Annotated in this window: 25 protein-coding genes and 2 tRNA genes; 13 read left to right on the top strand and 14 right to left on the bottom strand. The window is 67.2% G+C overall.

Annotated features, from left to right (window positions below):
- Positions 1-11 precede the first annotated feature (11 nt).
- The 3 genes from rpoZ to CFB89_RS04485 are packed head-to-tail and all read right to left on the bottom strand — an operon-like array spanning position 12 to position 1,888.
- Entirely contained in the window at positions 12-215 is a 204-nt protein-coding gene (gene rpoZ, locus CFB89_RS04495) for a DNA-directed RNA polymerase subunit omega (protein ID WP_006025620.1), read from the bottom strand.
- A 58-nt stretch (positions 216-273) separates the two neighbouring features.
- Positions 274-957, bottom strand: a complete 684-nt coding sequence (gene gmk, locus CFB89_RS04490; protein ID WP_089466896.1) for a guanylate kinase — start codon at positions 955-957, stop codon at positions 274-276.
- Between the two features lie 7 nt (positions 958-964).
- Entirely contained in the window at positions 965-1,888 is a 924-nt protein-coding gene (locus tag CFB89_RS04485; RefSeq protein WP_089466895.1) for a YicC/YloC family endoribonuclease, read from the bottom strand.
- A gap of 173 nt (positions 1,889-2,061) precedes the next feature.
- On the opposite strand from CFB89_RS04485, the gene rph reads away from it, so the two are divergent.
- The 9 genes from rph to CFB89_RS04435 all read left to right on the top strand — a co-directional run bounded on the left by rph (position 2,062) and on the right by CFB89_RS04435 (position 8,584).
- On the top strand, positions 2,062-2,802 hold the full coding sequence (rph, locus tag CFB89_RS04480; protein WP_089466894.1) for a ribonuclease PH: 741 nt from the start codon (positions 2,062-2,064) through the stop codon (positions 2,800-2,802).
- A complete protein-coding gene (rdgB, locus tag CFB89_RS04475; RefSeq protein ID WP_089466893.1) occupies positions 2,795-3,421 on the top strand; it encodes an RdgB/HAM1 family non-canonical purine NTP pyrophosphatase in 627 nt (208 codons plus the stop codon). The genes rph and rdgB overlap by 8 nt, the downstream gene beginning before the upstream one ends.
- Before the next feature lie 34 nt (positions 3,422-3,455).
- The gene (hemW, locus tag CFB89_RS04470; protein WP_011544847.1) at positions 3,456-4,670 is read left to right on the top strand and encodes a radical SAM family heme chaperone HemW; all 1,215 of its coding nucleotides are present in this window, start codon (positions 3,456-3,458) and stop codon (positions 4,668-4,670) included.
- Between the two features lie 44 nt (positions 4,671-4,714).
- Positions 4,715-4,802 (top strand) — tRNA-Ser (locus CFB89_RS04465).
- 141 nt (positions 4,803-4,943) lie between these two features.
- The gene (locus tag CFB89_RS04460) at positions 4,944-5,339 is read left to right on the top strand and encodes a hypothetical protein (protein WP_089466892.1); all 396 of its coding nucleotides are present in this window, start codon (positions 4,944-4,946) and stop codon (positions 5,337-5,339) included.
- A gap of 243 nt (positions 5,340-5,582) precedes the next feature.
- On the top strand, positions 5,583-5,876 hold the full coding sequence (locus CFB89_RS04455) for a hypothetical protein (protein ID WP_089466891.1): 294 nt from the start codon (positions 5,583-5,585) through the stop codon (positions 5,874-5,876).
- A 315-nt stretch (positions 5,877-6,191) separates the two neighbouring features.
- The gene (locus tag CFB89_RS04450; RefSeq protein WP_089466890.1) at positions 6,192-6,683 is read left to right on the top strand and encodes an energy transducer TonB; all 492 of its coding nucleotides are present in this window, start codon (positions 6,192-6,194) and stop codon (positions 6,681-6,683) included.
- A 306-nt stretch (positions 6,684-6,989) separates the two neighbouring features.
- Positions 6,990-8,300 carry an MFS transporter gene (locus CFB89_RS04440; RefSeq protein ID WP_089466889.1) on the top strand — a complete coding sequence of 437 codons (1,311 nt, stop codon included), beginning with the start codon at positions 6,990-6,992 and terminating at the stop codon, positions 8,298-8,300.
- 104 nt (positions 8,301-8,404) lie between these two features.
- Positions 8,405-8,584 carry a hypothetical protein gene (locus tag CFB89_RS04435; protein ID WP_089466888.1) on the top strand — a complete coding sequence of 60 codons (180 nt, stop codon included), beginning with the start codon at positions 8,405-8,407 and terminating at the stop codon, positions 8,582-8,584.
- Between the two features lie 14 nt (positions 8,585-8,598).
- On the opposite strand, the gene waaC is transcribed toward CFB89_RS04435, so the two are convergent.
- Positions 8,599-9,597, bottom strand: a complete 999-nt coding sequence (gene waaC / locus CFB89_RS04430; protein ID WP_089466887.1) for a lipopolysaccharide heptosyltransferase I — start codon at positions 9,595-9,597, stop codon at positions 8,599-8,601.
- 191 nt (positions 9,598-9,788) lie between these two features.
- Here waaC and CFB89_RS04425 point away from each other — a divergent pair, with 191 nt between their 5' ends.
- The gene (locus CFB89_RS04425; protein ID WP_089466886.1) at positions 9,789-11,345 is read left to right on the top strand and encodes a chloride channel protein; all 1,557 of its coding nucleotides are present in this window, start codon (positions 9,789-9,791) and stop codon (positions 11,343-11,345) included.
- A gap of 116 nt (positions 11,346-11,461) precedes the next feature.
- Here CFB89_RS04425 and CFB89_RS04420 read toward each other — a convergent pair whose 3' ends face one another.
- From CFB89_RS04420 to CFB89_RS04400, 5 genes are all read right to left on the bottom strand, one after another.
- Positions 11,462-11,863, bottom strand: coding sequence for a YXWGXW repeat-containing protein (locus tag CFB89_RS04420; RefSeq protein ID WP_089466885.1), 402 nt, complete (start codon positions 11,861-11,863; stop codon positions 11,462-11,464).
- A gap of 161 nt (positions 11,864-12,024) precedes the next feature.
- Positions 12,025-12,279 carry a cell division topological specificity factor MinE gene (gene minE, locus CFB89_RS04415; RefSeq protein WP_006476634.1) on the bottom strand — a complete coding sequence of 85 codons (255 nt, stop codon included), beginning with the start codon at positions 12,277-12,279 and terminating at the stop codon, positions 12,025-12,027.
- Between the two features lie 12 nt (positions 12,280-12,291).
- Complete coding sequence (gene minD, locus CFB89_RS04410; protein WP_006476635.1) at positions 12,292-13,107, bottom strand: septum site-determining protein MinD; 816 nt, start codon at positions 13,105-13,107, stop codon at positions 12,292-12,294.
- A 59-nt stretch (positions 13,108-13,166) separates the two neighbouring features.
- A complete protein-coding gene (minC, locus tag CFB89_RS04405; RefSeq protein WP_089466884.1) occupies positions 13,167-13,949 on the bottom strand; it encodes a septum site-determining protein MinC in 783 nt (260 codons plus the stop codon).
- 170 nt (positions 13,950-14,119) lie between these two features.
- The gene (locus CFB89_RS04400; RefSeq protein ID WP_256979659.1) at positions 14,120-14,743 is read right to left on the bottom strand and encodes a GNAT family N-acetyltransferase; all 624 of its coding nucleotides are present in this window, start codon (positions 14,741-14,743) and stop codon (positions 14,120-14,122) included.
- Between the two features lie 556 nt (positions 14,744-15,299).
- Between CFB89_RS04400 and CFB89_RS04390 the strand changes: the two genes are divergently transcribed.
- Complete coding sequence (locus tag CFB89_RS04390; protein WP_089467907.1) at positions 15,300-16,460, top strand: alkane 1-monooxygenase; 1,161 nt, start codon at positions 15,300-15,302, stop codon at positions 16,458-16,460.
- A gap of 338 nt (positions 16,461-16,798) precedes the next feature.
- Here CFB89_RS04390 and CFB89_RS04385 read toward each other — a convergent pair.
- Positions 16,799-16,889 (bottom strand) — tRNA-Ser (locus tag CFB89_RS04385).
- 115 nt (positions 16,890-17,004) lie between these two features.
- Positions 17,005-18,306 (bottom strand): serine--tRNA ligase, encoded by a 1,302-nt coding sequence (serS, locus tag CFB89_RS04380; protein WP_089466883.1) that lies wholly within the window; start codon positions 18,304-18,306, stop codon positions 17,005-17,007.
- Between the two features lie 245 nt (positions 18,307-18,551).
- On the opposite strand from serS, the gene CFB89_RS04375 reads away from it, so the two are divergent.
- A complete protein-coding gene (locus CFB89_RS04375; RefSeq protein WP_089467906.1) occupies positions 18,552-18,821 on the top strand; it encodes a DUF2164 domain-containing protein in 270 nt (89 codons plus the stop codon).
- Between the two features lie 16 nt (positions 18,822-18,837).
- On the opposite strand, the gene CFB89_RS04370 is transcribed toward CFB89_RS04375, so the two are convergent.
- From CFB89_RS04370 to CFB89_RS04360, 3 genes are all read right to left on the bottom strand, one after another.
- Complete coding sequence (locus CFB89_RS04370; protein ID WP_089466882.1) at positions 18,838-20,148, bottom strand: replication-associated recombination protein A; 1,311 nt, start codon at positions 20,146-20,148, stop codon at positions 18,838-18,840.
- 260 nt (positions 20,149-20,408) lie between these two features.
- Entirely contained in the window at positions 20,409-21,101 is a 693-nt protein-coding gene (gene lolA, locus CFB89_RS04365; RefSeq protein WP_089466881.1) for an outer membrane lipoprotein chaperone LolA, read from the bottom strand.
- 46 nt (positions 21,102-21,147) lie between these two features.
- Positions 21,148-23,457 (bottom strand): DNA translocase FtsK, encoded by a 2,310-nt coding sequence (locus CFB89_RS04360; protein ID WP_089466880.1) that lies wholly within the window; start codon positions 23,455-23,457, stop codon positions 21,148-21,150.
- A 382-nt stretch (positions 23,458-23,839) separates the two neighbouring features.
- Here CFB89_RS04360 and trxB point away from each other — a divergent pair, with 382 nt between their 5' ends.
- Positions 23,840-24,802: a thioredoxin-disulfide reductase gene (gene trxB, locus CFB89_RS04355; RefSeq protein ID WP_089466879.1), complete on the top strand. Its 963-nt coding sequence runs from the start codon at positions 23,840-23,842 to the stop codon at positions 24,800-24,802.
- Positions 24,803-24,808 lie beyond the last annotated feature (6 nt).

Raw genomic sequence — 24,808 nt, 5'->3', positions numbered from 1 at the left:
CCGGATGCGCGTTACACCGGCACCTTCTTCAGCATCTCGACGCCGACCTGGCCGGCGGCGATTTCGCGCAGCGCGACGACGGTCGGCTTGTCGCGGCTTTCGATCTTCGGCGTATGGCCTTGCGCGAGCTGCCGCGCGCGATAGGTGGCGGCGAGCGCCAGTTCGAAGCGATTCGGGATTTGCTTCAGGCAGTCTTCGACGGTAATGCGAGCCATGTTGGTAATTCCTTCTGAATATAGTCCTTATTCTGCCTTATGTCCCTCGTGCCCCGCGTCATTCCGCGTGGGGCAGATGGATGCCGAGCTCGATGAACAGCTCCGCGTGTCGCGCGTACTGCGAAGCAAAACGCAGGCGCGTCGCCGCGACGATGCATTCGAGTTCCGCGAGCGCCCGCTCGAAATTCTCGTTGATCACCACGTACTCCGCTTCCGACGCGTGCGCGATCTCGCTGCCGGCGGCCAGCAGGCGTCGCGTGATCACGTTCGGCTCGTCCTGGCCGCGCTTCTTCAGGCGTTCCTCGAGGGCGTCGAGCGACGGTGGCAGGATAAAGATGCCGACCGCGTTGCGGAACTGCTTCTTCACCTGCAACGCGCCCTGCCAGTCGATTTCGAGCAGCACGTCGTGGCCGTTCTTCATCTGCTCTTCGATCCAGACGCGCGACGTGCCGTAGTAGTTGCCGTGCACTTCCGCGCTCTCGAGGAATTCGTGCGCCGCGTGACGCGCGCGGAAATCCTCGACGCTCGTGAAGTGGTAGTGCTGGCCGTCCTGCTCGCCCGGGCGCGGCTTGCGCGTCGTGTACGAGATCGACAGGCAGATGTCGCTGTCCTTCGACAGCAGCGCATTCACGAGCGTCGACTTGCCGGCGCCCGACGGCGCGACGACCATGAACAGGTTGCCGGGATAGACGCCGCCGTGCAGCGAATGCGACGCGTGGCCGTCGCGGTTGGGGTCGATCATGTTGCTTTTACTCCAGGTTTTGCACTTGCTCGCGCATCTGCTCGATCAGCAGCTTCAGCGCCATCGACGCGTCGGCGAGTTCCTTCGCCGCCGCCTTCGAGCCGAGCGTGTTCGCTTCGCGATTCAATTCCTGCATCATGAAGTCGAGACGCTTGCCGACGCGGCCGCCCTTCTCGATCACGTGACGCGTTTCGTTCAGGTGCGCGGTGAGCCGCGACAGCTCTTCCGCGATGTCGATCCGGATCCCGTACATCGTCACTTCCTGACGGATGCGCTCCGCGGCTTCCTCGCGCGTGACGACCGTCGAGCCGCCTTCGGGCGCCGCGAGGCCGAGCGCTTCCTGCAGCCGCTCGACGATCTTCTGCTGGTGCTTCGCGATCAGCTCCGGCACGAGCGGCGTGATGCGCGCGACGATCGCCTCCATCTCGGTGACGTTCGACAGCAGCATCGTCGCCAATTGCGCGCCTTCGCGCGAACGCACGACGACGAGCTCTCCGATCGCTTCCTTGCCGCAGGCGAGCACCGCGTCGCGGATCGCTTCGGCCGACACGCCGCTCTCCGCGAGCACGCCGGGCCAGCGCAGGATTTCACCCGCGCGCAGACGGCCGACGCCCGGGAACGAATCGAGCACCGCGCGTTCGAGATCGGCAAGCTGGCCGAGCGCCGACTGGTTCAGCGCGCCCGCGCCGATGCTCTGCTCGCCGCGCTGCAGGTTGATGCGCACGTCGACCTTGCCGCGCGACAGCTTGTTCATCAGCATTTCGCGCAACGCGGGTTCGCACGCGCGCACGTCGTCCGGCATCCGGAAATTGAGATCGAGGAAGCGCGAGTTCACGGTGCGCAGTTCGACCGACACGCTGGTGCCGCCGTTGCCGGCGGCCGTCGCGAGTTCGCGCGTCGCGCTCGCGTAGCCCGTCATGCTGTAGATCATGGTTCGTCTCGCCGTCTGGTGCCCTCGCGGGCGGGGAATACATCGAGGCGCCCGGCGCATCGGAAGGCGCGGGGCGGGAAGCGCGCATTATCCCATTTTTGCGGACCACCCCGCCGGGCACGCCCGCCGTTCGGCGCTAAAATCGGGGTTTCCTCTCCTTCCGCGATTTCCCCATGACGTCTTCCGTTTCCCGCCCGAGCGGCCGCCGTGCCGACGCACTGCGCCAGGTCGCCCTCACGCGCCACTACACGAAACACGCCGAAGGCTCCGTGCTGGTCGAATTCGGCGACACCAAGGTGCTCTGCACCGCCAGCGTCGCCGAGCGCGTGCCCGAGTTCCTGCGCGAGCGCGGGCAAGGCTGGCTGACCGCCGAATACGGGATGCTGCCGCGCGCGACCCACACGCGCAGCGACCGTGAAGCGGCGCGCGGCAAGCAGACGGGCCGTACGCAGGAAATTCAGCGCCTGATCGGCCGCGCGCTGCGCGCGGTGTTCGATCTCGAGGCGCTCGGCCCGCGCACGATCCACATCGACTGCGACGTGATCCAGGCCGACGGCGGCACCCGCACGGCCAGCATCACCGGCGCGTTCGTCGCCGCGCACGACGCCGTGACCAAGCTGATCGCGGCCGGCAAGCTCGCGCGCTCGCCGATCACCGACCACGTCGCCGCGATCTCGGTCGGCGTGTACGAAGGCGCGCCCGTGCTCGACCTCGATTACGCGGAAGACTCGCGCTGCGACACCGACATGAACGTCGTGATGACCGGCGCGGGCGGCTTCGTCGAAGTCCAGGGCACGGCCGAAGGCGTGCCGTTCTCGCGCGCCGAGATGAACGCGCTGCTCGACCTCGCGCAGGGCGGGATCGCCGAACTCGTGCGGTTGCAGAAAGACGTGCTGGGTGTGAACCATGCCTGACGACCGCGCCGTCGCGCCGCTGTCGCGCATCGTTCTCGCGTCGAACAACGCCGGCAAGCTGCGCGAATTCACCGCGCTGTTCTCGACGGTCGGCATCGAGATCGTCCCGCAGGGCGACCTCGCGGTGCCGGAGGCGGAAGAACCGTTCGGCACGTTCATCGAGAACGCGCTGACCAAGGCGCGCCACGCGTCGCGGCTCACCGGGCTGCCGGCGATCGCCGACGATTCCGGCCTGTGCGTGCGCGTGCTGCGCGGCGCGCCGGGCGTCTATTCGGCGCGCTACGCGCAGCGCGCGGGCCGCGACAAGGGCGACGCGGCGAACAACGCGTATCTCGTCGAGCAGTTGCGCGGCGTCGACGACCGGCGCGCGTACTACTGCTGCGTGCTCGCGCTCGTCCGCCACGCGGACGATCCGGAACCGCTGTTCGCCGAAGGGCGCTGGGCCGGCGAGATCGTCGATACGCCGCGCGGCGAACACGGTTTCGGCTACGACCCGTATTTCTACCTGCCGTCGCTCGGCGCGACGGCCGCCGAACTCGAGCCGGCCGTGAAGAACACGCACAGCCACCGCGCGCTGGCGCTGAAGGCGTTGCTCGCGCGGCTCGCGGAGGAAGCATGAACATGCCCGACACCCCTTCGCTGCGGGAGGCGGCATGAGCCAGGCCGCGGACACCGGCGCGCGCGTCGTCGCGACCTTCACGTCGCCCGGCCAGGTGCGCCTCACGTCGCTGCCGCCGCTCGCGCTGTACGTGCATTTCCCGTGGTGCGTGCGCAAGTGCCCGTACTGCGATTTCAACTCGCACGAATGGAAAGGCGAACGGTTTCCGGAAGCCGACTATCTCGACGCGTTGCGCGCCGACCTCGAGCAGGCGTTGCCGCTCGTGTGGGGTCGGCAGGTGCATACCGTGTTCATCGGCGGCGGCACGCCGAGCCTGCTGTCGGCGGCCGGTCTCGACCGGATGCTGTCCGACGTGCGCGCGCTGCTGCCGCTCGACGCCGATGCCGAGATCACGCTCGAGGCGAATCCGGGCACGTTCGAAGCCGCGAAGTTCGCGCAGTTCCGCGCAAGCGGCGTGAATCGCCTGTCGGTCGGCATCCAGAGCTTCAACGAAGCGCACCTGAAGGCGCTCGGCCGGATTCACGACACCGCGCAGGCACGCGCGGCCGTCGAGATCGCCGCGAAGAACTTCGACAACTTCAACCTCGACCTGATGTTCGCGCTGCCGAACCAGACGCTCGACGAATGCCGCACCGACATCGAGACCGCGCTGTCGTTCGCGCCGCCGCACCTGTCGCTGTATCACCTGACGCTCGAGCCGAATACGCTGTTCGCGAAGTTTCCGCCCGTCGTCCCCGACGACGACGCGTCGGCCGACATGCAGGAATGGATCCACGCGCGCACGGCCGAAGCCGGCTACGGGCGCTACGAAGTATCCGCGTACGCGAAGCCGAATCATCAGTGCAAGCACAACCTGAACTACTGGCGCTTCGGCGACTATCTCGGGATCGGCGCGGGCGCCCACACGAAGCTGTCGTTCCCGAACCGGATCCTGCGGCAGGCACGCTACAAGCATCCGGCGACCTTCATCGAACAGGCGAAGGCCGGCACGGCCGTGCAGGAAGAGCGTGAAGTCGGCGCGCGCGACCTGCCGTTCGAATTCATGCTGAACACGCTTCGGCTCGTCGAGGGCTTCCCCGTGCACAGCTTCGCCGAACGCACGGGCCTGCCGATGAGCACCATCGAGCCGGCGTTGAAGGAAGCGGAACGGCGCGGATTGATCACGCGCGATTTCACGCAAATCGCGCCGACGCCGCTCGGCCAGCGCTTCCTCAACGACCTGCAGGAATTGTTCCTGCGCGACGACTGAACGGATGAACGAGGCGGCATTTCGGTTACAATGCCGCCTCGTGTGGAAGCGTGGCCGAGCGGTTTAAGGCACTGGTCTTGAAAACCAGCGACGGGAAACTGTCCGTGAGTTCGAATCTCACCGCTTCCGCCAGGAAGTTCGCCGAACCCCGTCCATTCGCAGAATGACGGGGTTTTTGTTTGTCCGCACGCGTGCGCCCCGCACGTTCCGACGCATCGCGCCGGATGCCGTTACAATCCCGCGCTCCGATTCGCGAAACGGGAAATCCACGTCATGAAGCCCTTCCTCGTCTCGTCGCTCGTCGCCGTGCTGGCCGCCGTCAGCACGCATGCGGCGGCCGACACCGCCTCCGGCAGCGACGCGCAGGCGTCGTGCGCGATCGCGTACGTGACCGGCGTCGGCGGTTCGCCGCGCGGCCTGAGCGAATATCTCGCGAGCCCGTCGCCGTACAACTACCTGAAGGACAACGAGCTGCAGTGCAAGGTGGGCGACGACGGACGCACGTCGAACTGCACCGGCGTGACCTACCTGCGCAACGAACAGGTCAGCGTGTACGACGATTCCGATCCGGCGACGCTGACCGTCGTCGCGCGCGTGGAACTCGATCATGGCCAGACGTATCCGGTGATCGTCGTGGTGCAGCGCAAGGACGCGCGCTGCAAGCAATGACGCGAAAAATACGATGATCCCCGTTTCCGTCGCCCGCTGATGGAACCGGCGCCCGATCGTCGACGCGCCGAAGCGACAGGGTGCGAGCGTCCGGGACGCCAGCCGCCGCACACCGTCGGACGCCTCCCGGCCCGCCCCGCCATCGCCTAGAATTCGTTCAACACGGCGACACGAACGCCGCCGCGTGTTCGATGTATTCGATGCCGCACGCGCCACCCCTGCGCGCGGCACACGGAGATCGCCATGACCGACCTGTCGAGCGCGACGGACCACGTCGATTACGAAGGCTTCGAGATCCATGTCGTGCCGGCCGCGATGCCCGGCAGCGACACGCGCTATACCTACACCGGCTACGTGTGCCATCCGGGCGTGAATCCCGCGCTGCCCGGCCATGCGGTGCCGTTCCACGCGGACGGCGAGGAAAGCTTCGCGAGCGTCGACGAGGCGATCCACGAAGCCGTGCATATCGGCAAGAGCATCATCGACGGCACGCACCCCGACCTGTCGGTCCTGTCGCTCGTGACGCACGGCTTCTGACGCGGCCGGAAGGCATCGCAGGTGATGGGTCGGCAGGCTGGCCGAGGTTGCCGCATCGGCCGAGCGCGCCGCCCGGCCGCACGATTGCAGCGCGCCGTGGCTTTCAACCTTCCGACACGCGCGTGCGCCGCAAGCGCCGTCACATGTCGCGTCACATCGCGATGCATCGCGCCCGATGCACGTTGCCCGACGCGGCGTCCAGCCGGCATCATCCGCGATCGCAACGACCGGTCCCGCGCGCTATGCGTTTCCCCCCATATCGTCTCGCGTCGGTACGCCTATCATTTTTTTATCGTCCCTCCCGGCCATCCCGTCATGCGCCCCCTTCTCCGTCCGCGCGTCGCCCGGCTGCGTGTTGCCGCGCTGGCCGTCGTCGCCCTGCTTGCCGCGTGCACGATCACGCCGCCTTCGTCGTTACGCTCGGTCCTGACGATTCCGTCGGTCATACGCGGCGGCAATCTCGACCAGTATCGCGTCGAGGTCGCGCACCGCGTCGCCGAGCGCAATCCGTCCGGCATGCTGCACGGCACACCGCAGGCCATGCTGCGCTCGCTCGTCGTCGTGGCCTTCACCGTCGATGGCAGCGGCCGCGTGATCAACGCATCCGTCTATCGCAGCAACGGCGACAGCGAGGCGGAAGCGCTCGCGCTCGCGTCGCTGCGCCGCTCGGCACCGCTGCCGGCGCCGCCGTCGCGGCTGCTCGACGGCAACGGTCGACTCGAACTGATGGAAGGCTGGCTCTTCAACGACGACGGCCACTTCCAGCTGCAAAGCACCGCGTCCGCGCAGGCGCAATCGATCGACTGACGCGCCGCCGCGGCCCGATTGCCGGTGGGCGGCGGCGCTGGCTATAATTTTCCGCACTCGCGCGGCCATCACGCCGCGCGCGCGTTCGCGCGCCGCACCCGGCAAGCGAGCCGACCACGCCGGCACCGGGCGGCGGCGACGTACCCGTCTCCATCGTCGACCGGCGAGTGACGTCCGCGCCACGGCGCGCATCCACGCCGCCACCGCGTCATCCGCATCAATCATGTGCCCGGCGGCTCCCGGCAGGCAGTCGCCTGCCCCAGCGCACGCCCAGCCCGCTGCCCCAACGACAAAACGGAGACATCCATGTCCGCATCCCCCCCGGCCGTTGCACACGCAACCGGTTCGGCCGGCGCCGTCAGCCACCGGCGCATCGTGTTCGCGAGCTTCATCGGCACCGCGATCGAGTTCTACGATTTCTACGTGTACGCGACGGCCGCCGCGCTCGTCATCGGCCCCGTGTTCTTCCCGCACGGCTCCGCGACGGCGCAAGCGCTATCCGCGTTCGTCACGTTCGGGATCGCGTTCATCGCGCGCCCGATCGGCTCGTTCCTGTTCGGGCACTTCGGCGACCGCATCGGTCGCAAATCGACGCTCGTCGCATCGCTGCTCGTGATGGGCGTGTCCACCACCGCGATCGGCTTCGTGCCCGGCTACGACACGATCGGCGCGCTCGCGCCGGTGCTGCTGTGCGTGCTGCGCTTCGGCCAGGGGATCGGCCTCGGCGGCGAATGGGGCGGCGCGGCGCTGCTCGCGACCGAGCACGCGCCGCAGGGCAAGCGCGGCTGGTTCGGGATGTTCCCGCAACTGGGGCCGTCGGTCGGCTTCCTGATGTCGAACGGGCTGTTCTTCGCGCTCGCGCTGTCGCTGTCCGATGAGCAGTTCCGCACTTGGGGCTGGCGGATTCCGTTCCTCGTCAGCGCGGTGCTCGTTGCGCTCGGCCTGTACGTGCGGCTCAAGATCACCGAAACGCCCGCGTTCCAGGCGGCGCTCGATCGCAACGAGCGCGTGCGCGTGCCGGTCGCGACCCTCGTCACGCAGCACTGGCGGCCGACGCTGCTCGGCGCGCTCGCGATGGTCGTCTGCTACACGCTGTTCTACATCTCGACGGTGTTCTCGCTGTCGTACGGCGTGTCGGCGCTGCATATTCCGCGCCAGAGCTTCCTCGGCCTGCTGTGTTTCGCGGTCGTCTTCATGGGCCTCGCGACACCGCTGTCCGCATGGGCGTCGGACCGCTTCGGGCGCAAGCCGGTGCTGGTCGTCGGCGCGCTCGCCGCGCTGCTGTCGGGGTTCGCGATGGAACCGCTGCTCGGCAGCGGCTCGATGCCGCTCGTCGCGCTGTTCCTGACGATCGAGCTGTTCCTGATGGGCGTGACGTTCGCACCGATGGGCGCGCTGCTGCCGGAATTGTTCCCGACCAACGTCCGCTACACGGGCGCGGGCGTCGCGTACAACCTCGGCGGGATCCTCGGCGCGTCGATCGCGCCGTATATCGCGCAACTGCTGGCTGCGCGCGGCGGGCTGTCGTGGGTCGGCGGCTATGTGTCGGTGGCGGCGGCGATCAGCCTGATCGGCGTGCTGCTGATGCGCGAGACGCGCGACGCGTCGCTCGTCTGACCCTTCGGGGCGACCCGGGTTGTACGACGGCGGGCGCTGCCTATACTCGATCCTGGGCGCGTCGATGCGCGCCCGGAGATCCCGCCCCGACAGGAGCCGCCGCCATGAACATCCGCCTTGCCAATGCCGATCTCGTGCTGATTCTTGCGCTCGCGCTCGGTGGCGCGCTGCTGCTCGCGCTGCGATTCCGACCGAAGACCTGGCGTGGCCTCGTGTTCGAGGCGCTGCTGGCGAATCTGGCGGCCATCGCCGCCGTCGTCACGATCGAAGCGCTGCTCGCCTGAGCCTCGGCGCCGAGTCAGGCGGACAGCCGCGCGCGCAACGCGCCATAGGCCGGGCAGACCGTATCGATCGCGTCCAGCGCCTCGTCGACGGTCGGCATCGCGCCCGGCTCGCCGATCGACAGCGCATTCGGCGTGCCGCCGATGCCGCAATGGTGGCGCGACGTCGCGACGAAAATCATCACGGTCGGCCGCTGCAGTGCGTGCGCCATGTGCACGAACCCCGTATCGACGCCCACCACCAGCGCGGCCCGGCCCAGCGCCGCGCCGAGCTCCCGTACCGTCATCGCCGGTAACACGATCGCGCCCGGCGCCCGCGCGGCGATATCGCGTGCATCGTCGTGCTCGGCTGCCGATCCCCACGGCACCAGCACGCGCACGCCGCGCGCCATCATCTCCGTGGCCAGCGCGGCCCAGTGGTCGGCCGGCCACTTCTTGTCCGGATTGGACGTCGCATGGAACAGCAGCATGAACGGCCCGCCGTCGGTCACCGCGGCCGGCAGACTCGCATCCTGCGGCGCGACGATGCCGTGCCTGGCCGGCCCTTCCGGCACGTAGCCGAGCGCCTCGCCGGCACTCACGCGCATCCCGTGCCATGCGTCACAGTCCGGACGCGGGCCGAAACGGTGCGAATACGCGAAACGCGCGCCCGTTTCGCCGAGATCCTGCGTCTGGTAGCCGACCCGGCGCGCGGCGCGCGCCAGCGACGAGATGATCGCGCTCTTGTACACGCCGTGCAGATCGATGACCGCGTCGTAGCGATGCGCACGCAACGCACCGATCGACGCCGAGATCGCCTTCAGGTCGCCGGCATTGCGCAGTTTCTTGAAGCGGCGCAGCGGCGCGCACAGGACGGCGCTCACGCCCGGATGCCAGCGTACGACCTCCGCGCACGATTCGTCGACGGCCCAGTCGACCGTCACGCCGGGGAACGCGCGATGCAGGTCGGCGACGACAGGCAGCGTCTGGACGACGTCGCCGAGCGACGTCACTTTCACGATAAGGATACGTTTCACGATAAGCGGGGGTCCTTGACTGGCCATTTGGGCATGCTAACGAGGGTTGCCATGTACAGACATTACGCGAACATTACATTTGCAACAAATTGCTTCGCTTTTGTGAATTTTTGTCGTCCGTCTCGAAGCGTTGTCGTCCCGCTGGCATCGGTTCCTTTTTATAATCTTCTCTTTGCCCTCCGGCCGAACCCATGCCGCGCCCCACTCTCCCCGCGCTGTTTCCCGCCCTCACCCGCCGCTCGCTCCGGATCTGGCGCCAGTATGGTGTTTTCTGGCTCGGCGCGATCGTCGTCGGCCTCGCGGCCGTCCTGTACGCGCGATTGATCGACTGGGGTTACGAGACTTTCCGCGCGATGCGCGATCACGCCGTCTGGCTGCCGCTGCTGCTGACGCCGGCGATCGCCGCGTTGTCGGCGTGGACCACGCGGCGCTTTTTCCGCGGCGCCGAGGGCAGCGGTATCCCGCAGGTGATCGCGACGCTGCATGCCAGCCCGAGCGCATTCGGCGCCCGACTGCTGACGCTGCGCCTCCTGTTCGGCAAGGTGCTGATCTCGTTCCTCGGCATTCTCGGCGGCTTCACGATCGGCCGCGAAGGGCCGACCGTGCAGGTCGGTGCGGCGCTGATGTTCAACCTGCGGCGCTTCTACCCGCGCTCGAACGCGCAGATCGAACGCCAGCTCGTGCTGGCCGGCGCGGCGGCCGGGTTGTCGGCCGCGTTCAATACGCCGCTCGCGGGCATCGTGTTCGCGATCGAGGAACTGACCCGCAGCTTCTCCGCGCGCGCCAGCGGCGTGCTGATCACCGCGATCATTCTCGCCGGCGTCGTCGCGCTCGGGCTGAACGGCAACTACACGTATTTCGGCACGATCAACGCCGGGCTCCATTTCCCGAAGCTGCTGGCGGTCGCGGTGCTGGTCACCGCGATCGTGACGGGCATCGCGGGCGGTCTGTTCTGCTGGTTGCTGCTGAACACGGGGCGCTGGCTGCCCGCGCAACTGCTGGGCCTGTATCGCGAGCGGCCGGTCGCGTTCGCCGCGCTGTGCGGCTTCACGATCGCCGTCGTCGGGCTCGTGTCCGGCGGCACGACGTTCGGCAGCGGTTATGCGGAGGCGCGCGGCCTGCTCGACGGCAGTCAGCAGCTGTCGGTCTTCTATCCGTTCCTGAAGATGGTGTCGATGGTCGCGTCGTACCTGCCGGGCATCCCGGGCGGGATCTTCGCGCCGTCTCTGTCGATCGGCGCCGGCTTCGGCAACGTACTGCATGCCGTATTCAGCAACATGAGCCTGCCGATGCTGATCGCGCTCGCGATGGTCGGCTATCTGGCCGCCGTCACGCAGGCGCCGATCACGTCGTTCGTGATCGTGATGGAAATGATCAACGGTCATGCGCTCGTGATTTCGCTGATGGCGACCGCGCTGGTATCGAGCCGGGTATCGCGCTTTTTCGCGCCGCCGCTCTACGAAACGCTCGCGCAGCGTTATCTGGCGCCGCCCGTCGCGGCCGCCGCGCCGGCCGCGGCAACCGCAGCGGCCGCGGCGGGCGACATGACCGACGTGACCGAACCCCGGGACGCGACCGCGGCCCCCGCCGATCCGCTCGACACGCTGCGCGACGAAGGCGGCGACGAGCCGACCGCCGCGGCGCCGGCCGACGGCGCAGCGCACACGGCGGCGGCGCACGATGCCGGGCCGGCTGCGCCCGACGCAAACGACCCGGCGCAACGGCACGGCCCGCGCGACGCTCAGTAGATCACGACGGGCGCCGGCCGGTAGTAGACCGGCCGCGCCGGCACGACGATGCACCCGGCCAGCGTGATCGCGACGAGCGCGATGGCGATTGCGGTTCTTTTCATCGCGCGCCTCCCTCAGGCCCAGTGGCCGCGCGTCCAGAACCAGTTCGGACCGCGCTGGTCCCAATGCCCGGGCACCCAGTGCATGCCGACGCGCTCGGCCTCCCAGTGGCCGCCGATCCACACGTAGCGCCCATGGTCCCAGTGCCAGTGCCCGCGGTCCCACACGTAGCCCACGCGCGCGGCCGGTACGACCTCGTAGCGCACGGGCGGCGGCGCATTCGGCGCGACGACGACGATTTCCTCGGTGCGCACGGCGGCCGGCTCCGCGATGACCATGCGCCCCTGCGGCGCGATCACCGGCGTGCCGACGAGAATCTCGTCCGCGTGCGCGGCAAACGGTGCGACGACGGCTGACAGGCCCGCGGCGAACAGCGCGAGCGCAACGATACGGCGGGAAACGATAGAGACAGCCATCACAACCTCCTGATTGAACAAGTCACGTGAGCGTATTCGTTCAATGCGGGAGGGTCGATGACGGCCGACAGGCGTCGTGTTACGGCATGCCCGAAAGTGCAACAGGGCGTAAGACGCGCACGGCGGCGGGCGCCGCCGTGCGGAGGGACACACGCCAAGCGTCAGGCTTGCGGAATCTCGATCTTCACTTCGAGGACTTCGAGGTCGTCCTGACGCTCGAGGCTCACGCGGATGTCATCGTCCGAAATATGGACGTACTTCGAGATGACCGCGACGAGCTCTTTCTGCAGCGCCGGCAGGTAATCGGCCGGCGGCCGGCCGCCGACCCGCTCGTGCGCGATGATGAGCTGCAGGCGCTCCTTCGCGACCGATGCGGACTTCTTCTTCTCGCCGAGGAGAAACGAAAGGATGGACATGGGCGGCCTCCGTTACTTGCTGCCGAAGAGGCGCTGCAGCAGGCCCGGCTTCTGGTAATCGGTGAAGCGCAGCGGCTTGTCCTCGCCGAGGAAGCGGGCGACGACGTCCTTGTACGCTTCCGCGACGTCCGTGCCGTCGATATGCACGGCCGGCAGACCCTGGTTCGACGCATGCAGCACGGCTTCCGACTCGGGCACCACGCCGATCAGCTTGATGCGCAGGATCTCGCTGATGTCCTCGAGCGACAGCATCTCGCCTTCGCTCACGCGCTTCGGGCTGTAACGCGTGATCAACAGGTGTTCCTTGATCGGCTCCTTGCCTTCGGTCGCGCGCTTCGTCTTCGACGACAGGATGCCGAGAATGCGGTCCGAGTCGCGCACCGACGACACTTCCGGGTTCGTGACGATCAGCGCTTCATCCGCGAAGTACATCGCGTGCAGCGCGCCGGCCTCGATACCGGCCGGCGAATCGCAAACGATGTATTCGAAGTCCATCGCGACGAGGTCGTTCAGCACCTTCTCGACGCCGTCGCGCGTCAGCGCATCCTTGTCGCGCGTCTGCGACGCCGGCAGGATGAACAGGTTCTCGCACTTCTTGTCCTTGATCAGCGCCTGGTTCAGGTTCGCTTCGCCCTGGATCACGTTCACCAGGTCATACACGACGCGACGCTCGCAGCCCATGATGAGATCGAGGTTGCGCAGGCCGACGTCGAAGTCGATCACGGCCGTCTTGTGGCCGCGCAGCGCGAGACCCGACGCGAAGCTCGCGCTCGTCGTCGTCTTGCCCACGCCGCCCTTGCCCGAGGTCACCACGATGATTTTTGCCATTTACCCAATACCCTGTGTTCGTCAATGAGAGCCGATCGACCCGGAGCGCGCCGCGTGAATCACGTCAGGCGCAGCGGTTCGATCATCAGTTTTTCCTCTTCGAGCCGGATCTGGACCGATTTGCCCAGTACGTCGGCGGGCAGCGGGTTCTCGGTCGTTCGATAGATACCCGCGATCGAAATCAGTTCCGGTTCGAGACACGTGCAGAAAATGCGCGCGTCGTGATTGCCGTGCACGCCCGCGAGTGCGCGGCCGCGCAACGGCGCGTAGATGTGGATATTGCCTTCCGCGATGATTTCCGCGCCGTGACTGACCGGCGCGAGCACCACGAGGTCTCCTTTCGCATAAATCTGCTGCCCCGAACGCAACGGCCGGTCGATCACCAGCGTCTGGCCGCCGGCCTGCACGAGTGTCGGCGCAGGCTCTAACGGCTGTTCGGGCGCCGCTGCGGCTGCCGCGGCGGCGGGCTCGACGGCTGGCACGGCCGCCGGTTCCGCTTCGTCGGCCGGTTTCGCGGCCGGCGCGCGGCGATCGCGCGCCTCCAGCAACGGCAAGCCGGCTTCCCCCGCCCAGGCCTGCGTTGCCAGTGCGACGACGCCCACCGGACGCATCCGCACGTCGTTCAGCATCTGGCGGATGTCCGCGAGCGCGACGCGCTCGCCGTCAGCCAGGCGGCGGACGTCGATCGCGACGACATCGTCGGCGAAAAACTCGGGAGTCGCTTCGAAGCGCTTGACCAGTTCGGTACGCAACGCGTCGAGATCGGTCGTCTTCACGGTGAACAGCAACGTATCGACCGATCCGCTGCGCAGCTCGAAGAATGGCGATTTTTTAAGCGACATGGACACTCTGCAAAAATTTTTTGCGTATTTTACAGGCGTCCACGCAGGCGGCCATTATTTTTGGGACTCGGGATGGCGGCGGCCTGGACGGACGCACCACCGGCAGGCGGGCGGGCCAGCGGGCGATCGGGCTTTCGTCGCGCCGCGCGGCTGGCCATGTCGAGGTCGCGTCAGTGCTTCACCTGCGACACGAACAGCGATTTCATCGCGCCGGGCATCCGCGCGATCGGCGCATGTTCGCCGGTGTTGCCGAAACCGGCACGCTCGTAGAAGCGGATTGCGTTGCGGTTCGCATCGGCGATCCATGCGTAGACGTCGGTGGCGCCGCGCTCGGCAAGCCATGCGGTGGCCGTCTCCAGCAGCAGCACGCCGCCGCGCAGATGACGCACCGCATGCGCGACCCACAGTTCGCTGACGAACGCGCGCCGATCGGGCGTGTTGTCGAAATACGCGCCGATCATGCCGGCCGGGTGGCCTTCGGTGTACAGCAGGAAAGTCGTCGACTCGTCGGACACGGCGCGCTGCGCGGCGATCGCCGACGCCGCGTCCGTTTCGACGGTCAGCAATTCGGCCTCCGGCGCTTCGCCGGGCGCATAGGGCTCACGCAGTGATGCGGCGCGGAGTTCGCGATATACCCCGCCCTGATCGGCAGCGATACGACGAACGGTCAAGGTCGAACTCATGCAGGCACAGCCCCCTTCGGACAGCAAGCTAGTAGCTTCAACCGAAAGCGGGGCATGAGTCAAATCGTAATTTTCAAACGGCGGCGCGAATCGAAAGACAGCGGATGTCATCCACGACGACGTGCGCGGCCCGATGTGCAGGTGCAGCATCGGTACGTCGACGCCGGGTGTTGGACGGTGAGCGCACTCTCATGATCCGGCGCTTCGCGTCGTTCTCCTTGCAATGCGCGGCCGGCCGGTTTCGAGCCGCGTTGCAACGCGTCGCCGCGGCCGTAACGCTACGTAATATAAGCGAACGAAAAGCGCTCGGCGCCCTTACTTCGGCGGCCTCATTATTGCGACGCAACATTCGTTGCAGCCCGCTCACACGCGCTCGCCCGCACTGCAGGCCGCGCCATTCGTCTGACAAACGCGTCGCCGTCGCGAGCCCATCCGCCGCCGTCGGCCCGTTTCAATCGGCGCGTGTCGGCCCCTCCTCGCCCTGCGTCTTGGGCAGCGCGTCGTTTGGAGCATCGCGCCTAGCGGCGGTATTTGGCAAGCGCGCGCGCCGGTCGTATAACAGGCAGAACCGGACACCGATCCGGCGCCGCCGCGCGCATCGCGGACCACGAGGATTCGAACAATCATGCATGCGGCCGCCCGCGGGCCGGCCGACTGGAGGGAGACAATGGCAATGACCGACGGATCGGCCTCGGGCTGGTCGGATGGCAAGCGTTACCTGTGGCTGCTCGGCGCGCTGACGATCACGCTGCCGATCCTCGCCGCGCAGCTCGCGCTGTCGACGGGCCTTCACGTGTTCTGGTGGTTCGGCCCGCTGTTCGCGTTCGGGGTGATCCCGATTCTCGACACGCTGATCGGCGACGATCGCGACAATCCGCCCGAAGCCGTCGTGCCGCGGCTCGAACGGGAGCGCTACTACCGATACATCGTCTATCTCGCGACTTTCGTCGAATACGTCGCGTTCTTCATGGGCGTGTGGATCGTCGGCACGCACGCGCTCGCGTGGTACGACTACGTCGGCTTCGCGCTGTCGCTCGGCGCCTCGACGGGCATCTCGATCAACACCGCGCACGAGCTCGGGCACAAGACCGACCGCTTCGAACGCTGGCTCGCGAAGATCACGCTCGCGCCGGTCGCATACGGCCACTTCTACGTCGAACACAATCGGGGCCATCACGTGCGCGTCGCGACGGCCGAGGATCCGGCGAGCGCGCGCTACGGCGAGTCGTTCTGGGCGTTCCTGCCGCGCACGGTGACCGGCAGCATCCGTTCCGCGTGGCGGCTCGAGAAGGCTCGCCTCGAACGGCTCGGGCATTCGCCGTGGAGCTGGCGCAACGAAGTGCTGCACGCATGGGCGATGACCGCCGTCGTGTGGGGCATCGCGATCGCGATGGCCGGCAAGGTCGTGATCCCGTTCCTCGTGATCCAGGCCGTCTACGGCGCGTCGCTGCTCGAAGTGGTGAACTATGTCGAGCACTACGGGCTCGGCCGCCGCAAGCTGCCGAACGGGCGCTACGAACGCTGCACGCCGCAGCATTCGTGGAACAGCAATCACGTCGTCACGAACCTGTTCCTGTACCAGTTGCAGCGACACGCCGACCATCACGCGAATCCGACGCGCTCGTACCAGGCGCTGCGCCACTTCGACGATGCGCCGCAATTGCCGGCCGGTTACGCGACGATGATCCTGTTCGCGTACGTGCCGCCGCTGTGGTATCGCGTGATGAACCCGCGGGTCGTCGCGCACTATCGCGGCGACATGGCGCAATCGAATATCAAGCCGTCGATTCGGGACAAGGTGCTGGCGCAGTATCCGGCGGCGGCGTGATGGGAGGGCAGGACTGTGTGAATGCCGGCGAGCGCTGCTCGATGCGGTCGGCGCGCCGGCATCCGGCTTGCATGCGCACGGTTCGGCAGCGACGCCGTCACGCCATTTCCGGCAACGCGAACATGGCCCGGGGACGACGGCAGCCAGCAATGTAAAACCGTCAGGACTTCCGACAGTCGGTGCGGGACGATCGCGCCGCTATCGTCCCGGCACGATCCGATGCCCGCCGTTGGCCTGTCGCCACCGCATCCGCATCCGCATCCGCAATCGACACGCCGCACCGACGGCCCAAAACGAAAAACCCCTTGATCCTTTTCGGATCAAGGGGCTTCGTATTTTGGCGGAGAGGGTGGGATTCGAACCCACGGTACGGGGAAACCGTACGCCTGATTTCGAGTCAGGTACATTCGACCACTCTGCCACCTCTCCTTCCTTACTGCCTTCGCGGCTGGTCGTTTCCGCGAGAAAAAGATTATAAGACGAGTGCTTCGCGGCTGACAAGCCCTTTCTGCAAATTTTTTGCGAGGGCTTCGAAAGACCCGCGTTACGACGCCTGTGCCGGCGCGTCGATCCGCTCCATGCCGCCCATGTACGGACGCAGCACTTCCGGCACCGTGACCGAGCCGTCCGCGTTCTGGTAGTTCTCCAGCACCGCGACGAGCGTGCGACCGACCGCCAGACCCGAACCGTTCAGCGTATGCACGAGCTCCGGCTTGCCCTGCGCGTTGCGGAACCGCGCCTGCATCCGGCGCGCCTGGAACGCCTCGGTGTTCGAGCAGCTCGAGATCTCGCGATAGGTGTTCTGCGCGGGCAGCCACACCTCGAGGTCGAACGTCTTCGCGGCCGAGAAGCCCATGTCGCCCGTGCACAGCGTGATCACGCGGTACGGCAGGCCGAGCTTCTGCAGGATCGCTTCCGCGTGGCCGACCATCTCGTCGAGCGCCGCGTACGACGTTTCCGGCGCGACGACCTGCACCATCTCGACCTTGTCGAACTGGTGCTGACGGATCATCCCGCGCGTGTCGCGGCCGTACGAACCGGCTTCCGAGCGGAAGCACGGCGAATGCGCGGTGAGCTTGATCGGCAGCGCCGACGCGTCGACGATCGACTCGCGCACGGTGTTCGTCAGCGAAATCTCGGACGTGGAGATCAGGTATTGCGTGACCGTGTTTTCCGCGCCGCCCTTCTCGACGCGGAACATGTCGTCCGCGAACTTCGGCAATTGGCCCGTGCCGTACAGGATCTCCGGGTTCACGATGTACGGCGTATACGTTTCGGTATAGCCGTGCTGCTGCGTGTGCGTGTCGATCATGAACTGCGCGAGCGCGCGGTGCAGGCGCGCGATCGGGCCGCGCAGCATCGTGAAGCGTGCACCGGCGAGCTTCGCGCCCGTCTCGAAATCGAGGCCGAGCGGCGTGCCGACGTCGACGTGATCCTTCACCGCGAAGTCGAACTGGCGCGGCGTGCCCCAGCGGCGCGTCTCGACGTTGTCGGCTTCGTCCTTGCCGACCGGCACGCTTTCGTGCGCGACGTTCGGCATGCCCAGCATCAGGTCGGACAGACGCGCCTGGATCTCGCCGAGCCTGGCTTCCGACGCCTTCATTTCATCGCCGATCCCGCCGACCTCGGCCATCACGGCCGACGTGTCCTCGCCCTTGCCCTTCATCGCGCCGATCTGCTTCGACAGGCTGTTGCGGCGCGCCTGGAGCTCTTCGGTGTGGGTCTGGATCGCGCGGCGTTCCGCTTCGAGTGCGGAGAACGCGGCGACGTCGAGGGTGTAGCCGCGATCGGCGAGGCGCTTGGCGACGCCGTCGAGGTCTTTGCGCAGCAACTGGATGTCGAGCATGGGAGGACTTGGAAAATCGTTGTGTAAGACGGGAATTCTAACGCACCGCGCGGCCGCCACGGCGTCGGCCGGATGGACAATGCCGCAAATGGGCGACCATGGCAGTATCGCATTGGCGGTCCGCCGCATCGGCGCCCGGCGAATTGCCGCGCCTGGCCATGACGGATCGCAACACGCCCGCGCCGGCTCGCGGCAATCGAATCGAGCGGCGCGCCGGCTCCGCGTCACAGCTCCCAAGGAATCCGATGACCATCGAACTCGACAAGGATGTACGCGACCGCGCGATCGCGTCGCTGCAACGTTATTTCACAGAAAACATGGACGAGCCGATCGGCAACATCCAGGCCGGCGCCCTGCTGCATTTCTTCATTCAGGAAGTCGCGCCGGCGATCTACAACCTCGCGATCGCCGACGCGCAGGAACGCCTGCATGCACGGGTCGCCGAACTCGACATCGAATGCCACGAAGAGCCGTTCGAATACTGGAAGCAACAGCAGCCGGGCCGCAAGCGCTGACGCGCGCGCGGCGGCGTCAGTCCTTCTTGCCGGCCTCGCGATCGAGCTCGCGCAGCCACGCGAGCTTCTCGGCGATCTTCGATTCGAGCCCGCGCGGCACCGGCTGATACCAGCGCGGCTCGCGCATCCCGTCCGGCAGGTACGTCTCGCCGGCGGCGTACGCGTTCGGCTCGTCGTGCGCGTAACGATAAGCGTGACCGTAGCCGAGCTCCTTCATCAGCCTGGTCGGCGCGTTACGCAGGTGCACGGGCACCTCGCGCGACTTGTCCTGCTTCACGAACGCCATCGCCTGGTTGAACGCGTTGTAGCCGGCGTTGCTCTTCGCCGCGCACGCGAGATAGATCACGGCCTGCCCGAGCGCGAGTTCGCCTTCCGGCGAGCCGAGCCGCTCGTAGGTTTCGGCCGCGTCGTTCGCCACCTGCAACGCGCGCGGGTCGGCCAGGCCGATGTCTTCCCACGCCATCCGCACGATGCGCCGCGCGAGATACTTCGGATCCGCGCCGCCGTCGATCATCCGGCAGAACCAGTACAGCGCGCCGTCCGGGCTCGAGCCGCGCACCGACTTGTGCAGCGCCGAAATCTGGTCGTAGAAGTTGTCGCCGCCCTTGTCGAAGCGCCGCGCGTTCAGGGTCATCGCATTGCTGACGAAATCGGCATCGATCGTCGCGACCCCGGCCGACGTCGCCGCCGTCTGCGCCTGTTCGAGCAAGTTCAGGAAGCGGCGTGCGTCGCCGTCCGCGTAGCCGACCAGCGTATCGATCGCCTTGTCGTCGAACGCGAGGCCGTCGAGCGCGATTTCCTGCGCGCGCTTCAGCAACTGGCGCATCTCGTCGTCGTTCAGCGACTTCAGCACATACACCTGCGCCCGCGACAGCAACGCCGAATTGACCTCGAAACTCGGGTTTTCGGTCGTCGCGCCGATGAAGGTCACGAGGCCCGACTCGACGAACGGCAGCAGCGCATCCTGCTGCCCCTTGTTGAAACGGTGGATTTCGTCGACGAACAGGATCGTGTGGCGACCGGTACGGTTCAGCGTATCCTTCGCCTGCTCCATCGACTCGCGGATGTCCTTCACGCCGCCGAGCACCGCGGACAGCGCGATGAACTCGCAGTCGAACGCGGCCGCGGTGAGCCGCGCGAGCGTCGTCTTGCCGACGCCGGGCGGCCCCCACAGGATCATCGAATGCGGCTTGCCCGATTCGAACGCGAGCCGCAGCGGCTTGCCTTCGCCCAGCAAATGCGTCTGGCCGATCACCTCGGCGAGCGTTTTCGGCCGCAGCGCCTCGGCGAGCGGGCGGCGCGGCTCGACTTGAAACAGGTCGGACATGAACCCTCGCTCCACATCAAACGGTCGCGGCCGAACCGGCCGCCGGACCTGACATTATGACAGCCGCGCGACGGCGCCGCCGCGGCCCGGCGGGCAGTGCCCGGGTCTGTTGCCCGGGTCTGTTGCACGCGTCTGTTGCACGCGTCTGTTGCACGCGCCTGTTGCACGCGCCTGTTGCACGCGCCCGTTGCACGCGCCCCCAAACAACACGGGCCTGCCGTTGCCGGCAGGCCCGTATCGGGAAAACGGTGCAGCGACGGTCAGCCGTTGATCACGTCCGCGCCCTTCGGCACGACGAACTTGAACGTATCGCCCTTCAGCGGCAGGTTCGTCTGGATGTTCGTGAAGGTCAGCAGCGTCACGTTGCCGAACACGTCGTGCAGCTCCATCGCGGCGAGCGTGCCGTTGCGGAAACCGATGCCGATTCGCTGAAACTGCGTGTCCTGCGCCTTCGGCAGCATCTCGAGCCAGTCGATGCCGCCCTTCTCGCCGGCGTCGCGCAGCGTGTAGTTCTTGTCGAGATCGTTGCTGCCGAACAGGATCGCCGCGGGGCTCGCGCCCAGCGCGCCGTTCAGCTTGCGCTCGGTGACCTGGTTCAGGTCGCGGTCGTACACATAGAGCTTGTCGCCGTCGGCCTGCAGCACCTGCTGGTACGGCTTCTGGTACGTCCAGATGAACTTGCCCGGCCGCGCGAACATGAACGTGCCGCTCGAATTGTCGGTGGGCTTCGGCGCGGCCTGCACGGCGCTCGCGCCTTTGGCCGCCGGCGCCTTGACGATCTGCTGCGTGAAATCGCCCTTCGCCGAACGCACCTGCGACACGAAGGCCTTCAGTTGCTCGGTGCCGCCCGCGAACGCGTGCGTCGCCGCGAGCATCAGCGATGCGCCGGCGAGCGCCGCGCCGAGCCAGCGCCGCGTCGAACGAAGGGAAGGGGCGAACGAAAGTTGCTGCATGATGCGGTTTTCTCCGTGGGTGGCCGGCGCTGCGGGCGCCGCGGACTCATTCCGCGTCGCGCGCCGGCACAAGAATTTCGCGGTTGCCGCTCGACGACATCGCCGACACGAGCCCCGACTGCTCCATCTGCTCGAGCAGCCGCGCCGCGCGGTTGTAACCGATTCGCAGATGACGCTGCACGAGCGAGATCGACGCACGGCGGTTCTTGATGACGATCTCGACCGCCTGGTCGTACAGCGGATCAGACTCGCCGCCGCCTTCGCCGGTTCCCGCGCCGGCCGAGCCCTCGTCGCCGTCGGCGGTGCCGCCTTCGAGCAGGCCCTCGACGTAGTTCGGCTCGCCCTGCTCCTTGAGCTTCTCGACGACGCGATGCACTTCGTCGTCGGCGACGAACGCGCCGTGCACGCGCACGGGCAGCCCCGAGCCGGGCGGCAGGTACAGCATGTCGCCCATCCCGAGCAGCGATTCGGCGCCCATCTGGTCGAGAATCGTGCGCGAGTCGATCTTCGACGACACCTGGAACGCGATCCGCGTCGGCACGTTCGCCTTGATCAGGCCGGTGATCACGTCGACCGACGGACGCTGCGTCGCGAGGATCAGGTGGATGCCGGCCGCGCGCGCCTTCTGCGCGATCCGCGCGATCAGCTCCTCGACCTTCTTGCCGACGACCATCATCAGGTCGGCCAGCTCGTCGATCACGACGACGATGTTCGGCAGGCGGCCGAGCGGCTCCGGATCGTCCGGCGTCAGGCTGAACGGGTTCGGGATCTTCTCCTCGCGCTTCGCCGCCTCGTCGATCTTGTTGTTGTAGCCCGCGAGGTTGCGCACGCCGAGCTTGCTCATCAGCTTGTAGCGGCGCTCCATCTCCGCGACCGTCCAGTTCAGCGCATGGCCGGCCTGGCGCATGTCGGTGACGACCGGGCACAGCAGGTGCGGAATGCCTTCGTAGACGCTCATTTCGAGCATCTTCGGATCGATCAGGATCAGGCGCACCTGCTCGGCGGTCGCCTTGTACAGCAGCGACAGGATCATCGCGTTGATCCCGACCGACTTGCCCGAACCGGTCGTGCCGGCCACCAGCAGGTGCGGCATCTTCGCGAGATCCGCGCACACCGGCTTGCCGCCGATGTCCTTGCCGAGGCTCAGCGTCAGCGCCGACGATGCGGCCGCATACACCTCGGAGCCGATGATCTCGGACAGATGCACCGTCTGGCGGCGCTGGTTCGGCAGCTCGAGCGCCATGTAGTTCTTGCCGGGAATCGTCTCGACGACTCGGATCGACACGAGCGACAGCGAACGCGCGAGATCCTTCGCGAGGTTGACGATCTGGCTGCCCTTCACGCCGGTGGCCGGCTCGATCTCGTAGCGCGTGACGACCGGGCCCGGATACGCGGCGACGACGCTCGCCTCGACGCCGAAATCCTTCAGCTTCTTCTCGATCAGACGCGACGTGAATTCGAGCGTATCGGCGGAAATCGCTTCCTGCGTCTTCGGCGCGGGGTCGAGCAGCGACACCGGCGGCAGCGTCGAATCGCCCGGCAGGTCGGTAAACAGCGGCACCTGGCGCTCGCGCTCGACGCGCTCGGACTTCGCCGGCGTGACGACCGGCGGCACGATCGTCACCGGCTCGTGATCCTCGATGCGCACGCGCTCCTCTTCGACCTTGCCTTCGCGGCGCACCGCCGCGGCCTCGCCGAGCTTGCGGTCGCGCTCGGCCTCGCGGCGCAGCTTCGCGACGTTGACGGCGGACAGGATCGCGCCGCCGACGCGCTCGGCGACCGACAGCCACGAGAAGCGGAAATACAGCGACAGGCCGATCGCGAGCGCGATCAGCAGCAGCAGCGTGCCGCCCGTGAAGCCGAACGCATGCGACATCGCGCCCGCGACGGCTTCGCCGACGACGCCGCCCGGCGCGCGCGGCAGCTGCACCTTCAGCGACCACATGCGCAGCGCCTCGATGCCGTCGCACGCGAGCACGACCAGCACGAACGCGAAGATTTCGGTGAGCCAGCCGATCGGCCGCTCCGGTTCGTCCGGCATCGCGTCGTGGCGCGTGATGCGGCGGTAGTTGACGGCGATGCGCCGCCCGAGCGGCACGATCAGCCAGTAGGCCGACAGGCCGAACAGCAGCAGGATGATGTCGGCCGTCCACGCGCCGACGCGGCCGGCCCAGTTCGAGATGTGATCGACCTGGGCGGCGTGCGTCCAGCTCGGATCGCGCCGGCTGTAGCTCAGCAGGGCCATCACCAGAAACGCGCAGAGCGCGACCTGGAGAATCCAGCGGATCTCCGTGAGGAGCTTCGACATCCGGTGCGGCAACGCCTGTGCCTGGGCGGAATAAGGAGCTTTTGCCATGAATCCGTATAAAGAGGACGGGCCGTGCGCCCGCCTGTCGTTCGATCGCGCTTATTGTAAACGCTGCATCGGGCCGCCAAGTGTAAATGACGGTTACATAACGGGGACGGGGTGCCGAACCGGCGCCGCCGGCAGCCGGCCGGATGCGCGCCCCCGCGACAACGCGCCACCGCATCGCGGGCCGCCGCCCGGCTCACCGCCGCGGTACGCGGGGGCACGCCACGAAACGCTATCGCCACGATTGAAACTCTCGTTCGGCAGCGCAGCAACGGGGCCTTTATAATGCGCGTCTGATACCCACCTATGACGGCATCCCGGTCAACCCGGACCGTCCGGCGAGCCCCTACCCCGCCCGCCGCAGCCGCCTTTTACGGATTCGCACATGTCCACGCCCAAACACGCCAAAGTCCTGATTCTCGGTTCCGGCCCCGCCGGCTACACGGCTGCCGTCTACGCGGCCCGCGCCAACCTGTCCCCGGTGCTGATCACCGGCATCGCGCAGGGCGGCCAGCTGATGACCACGACCGACGTCGAAAACTGGCCGGCGGACGCGAAAGGCGTGCAAGGCCCGGAACTGATGGCGCGCTTCCAGGAGCACGCGGAGCGCTTCAACACCGAAATCGTCTTCGATCATATCCACACCGCCAAGCTGCACGAGCAACCGATCCGCCTGATCGGCGACTCGGGTGAATACACGTGCGATTCGCTGATCATCGCGACCGGCGCGTCCGCGCAGTATCTCGGCCTGGCCTCCGAGGAAGCGTTCATGGGCAAGGGCGTGTCGGCCTGCGCGACCTGCGACGGCTTCTTCTATCGCAACCAGGAAGTCGCGGTGATCGGCGGCGGCAACACGGCCGTCGAGGAAGCGCTCTACCTGACCGGCATCGCGAAGAAGGTCACCGTGATCCACCGCCGCGACAAGTTCCGCGCGGAGCCGATCCTGATCGATCGCCTGCTGGAGAAGCAAAAGGAAGGCGTCGTCGACATCAAGTGGGATCACGTGCTCGACGAAGTGACGGGCGAGGAATCGGGCGTCACGGGCCTGCGCATCAAGAACGTGAAGACCGGCGCGACGGAAGACCTGCACGTGCAGGGCGTGTTCGTCGCGATCGGCCACAAGCCGAACACCGACCTGTTCCAGGGCCAGCTGGAGATGAAGGACGGCTACATCCTGACGAAGAGCGGCCTGCAAGGCAACGCGACGTCGACGAGCGTGCCGGGCGTGTTCGCCGCGGGCGACGTGCAGGACAACGTGTACCGCCAGGCGATCACCAGCGCGGGCACGGGCTGCATGGCCGCGCTCGACGCGCAGCGCTACCTCGAAAGCCTGCACGACAAGAAGTAAGCCGGG

The organism is Burkholderia sp. AU16741 (assembly GCF_002223345.1).
Taxonomy (GTDB): domain Bacteria; phylum Pseudomonadota; class Gammaproteobacteria; order Burkholderiales; family Burkholderiaceae; genus Burkholderia; species Burkholderia sola.
The sequence above is the reverse complement of the archived record's forward strand: the minus strand, read 5'-3'. Positions and strand labels throughout refer to the sequence as shown.

What these genes read in the sequence shown, in the direction of transcription:
- CFB89_RS04360 (WP_089466880.1), bottom strand. Translation starts at nt 23,457, where the DNA reads ATGGCAAAAGCTCCTTATTCCGCCCAGGCACAGGCGTTGCCGCACCGG.
- serS (WP_089466883.1), bottom strand. Translation starts at nt 18,306, where the DNA reads ATGCTCGACATCCAGTTGCTGCGCAAAGACCTCGACGGCGTCGCCAAG.
- trxB (WP_089466879.1), top strand. Translation starts at nt 23,840, where the DNA reads ATGTCCACGCCCAAACACGCCAAAGTCCTGATTCTCGGTTCCGGCCCC.
- CFB89_RS04450 (WP_089466890.1), top strand. Translation starts at nt 6,192, where the DNA reads ATGCGCCCCCTTCTCCGTCCGCGCGTCGCCCGGCTGCGTGTTGCCGCG.
- rph (WP_089466894.1), top strand. Translation starts at nt 2,062, where the DNA reads ATGACGTCTTCCGTTTCCCGCCCGAGCGGCCGCCGTGCCGACGCACTG.
- rdgB (WP_089466893.1), top strand. Translation starts at nt 2,795, where the DNA reads ATGCCTGACGACCGCGCCGTCGCGCCGCTGTCGCGCATCGTTCTCGCG.
- lolA (WP_089466881.1), bottom strand. Translation starts at nt 21,101, where the DNA reads ATGCAGCAACTTTCGTTCGCCCCTTCCCTTCGTTCGACGCGGCGCTGG.
- minC (WP_089466884.1), bottom strand. Translation starts at nt 13,949, where the DNA reads ATGTCGCTTAAAAAATCGCCATTCTTCGAGCTGCGCAGCGGATCGGTC.
- CFB89_RS04390 (WP_089467907.1), top strand. Translation starts at nt 15,300, where the DNA reads ATGGCAATGACCGACGGATCGGCCTCGGGCTGGTCGGATGGCAAGCGT.
- CFB89_RS04485 (WP_089466895.1), bottom strand. Translation starts at nt 1,888, where the DNA reads ATGATCTACAGCATGACGGGCTACGCGAGCGCGACGCGCGAACTCGCG.
- hemW (WP_011544847.1), top strand. Translation starts at nt 3,456, where the DNA reads ATGAGCCAGGCCGCGGACACCGGCGCGCGCGTCGTCGCGACCTTCACG.
- CFB89_RS04375 (WP_089467906.1), top strand. Translation starts at nt 18,552, where the DNA reads ATGACCATCGAACTCGACAAGGATGTACGCGACCGCGCGATCGCGTCG.
- CFB89_RS04425 (WP_089466886.1), top strand. Translation starts at nt 9,789, where the DNA reads ATGCCGCGCCCCACTCTCCCCGCGCTGTTTCCCGCCCTCACCCGCCGC.
- CFB89_RS04400 (WP_256979659.1), bottom strand. Translation starts at nt 14,743, where the DNA reads ATGACATCCGCTGTCTTTCGATTCGCGCCGCCGTTTGAAAATTACGAT.
- CFB89_RS04460 (WP_089466892.1), top strand. Translation starts at nt 4,944, where the DNA reads ATGAAGCCCTTCCTCGTCTCGTCGCTCGTCGCCGTGCTGGCCGCCGTC.
- CFB89_RS04435 (WP_089466888.1), top strand. Translation starts at nt 8,405, where the DNA reads ATGAACATCCGCCTTGCCAATGCCGATCTCGTGCTGATTCTTGCGCTC.
- CFB89_RS04455 (WP_089466891.1), top strand. Translation starts at nt 5,583, where the DNA reads ATGACCGACCTGTCGAGCGCGACGGACCACGTCGATTACGAAGGCTTC.
- CFB89_RS04370 (WP_089466882.1), bottom strand. Translation starts at nt 20,148, where the DNA reads ATGTCCGACCTGTTTCAAGTCGAGCCGCGCCGCCCGCTCGCCGAGGCG.
- minE (WP_006476634.1), bottom strand. Translation starts at nt 12,279, where the DNA reads ATGTCCATCCTTTCGTTTCTCCTCGGCGAGAAGAAGAAGTCCGCATCG.
- rpoZ (WP_006025620.1), bottom strand. Translation starts at nt 215, where the DNA reads ATGGCTCGCATTACCGTCGAAGACTGCCTGAAGCAAATCCCGAATCGC.
- CFB89_RS04440 (WP_089466889.1), top strand. Translation starts at nt 6,990, where the DNA reads ATGTCCGCATCCCCCCCGGCCGTTGCACACGCAACCGGTTCGGCCGGC.
- minD (WP_006476635.1), bottom strand. Translation starts at nt 13,107, where the DNA reads ATGGCAAAAATCATCGTGGTGACCTCGGGCAAGGGCGGCGTGGGCAAG.
- gmk (WP_089466896.1), bottom strand. Translation starts at nt 957, where the DNA reads ATGATCGACCCCAACCGCGACGGCCACGCGTCGCATTCGCTGCACGGC.
- CFB89_RS04420 (WP_089466885.1), bottom strand. Translation starts at nt 11,863, where the DNA reads ATGGCTGTCTCTATCGTTTCCCGCCGTATCGTTGCGCTCGCGCTGTTC.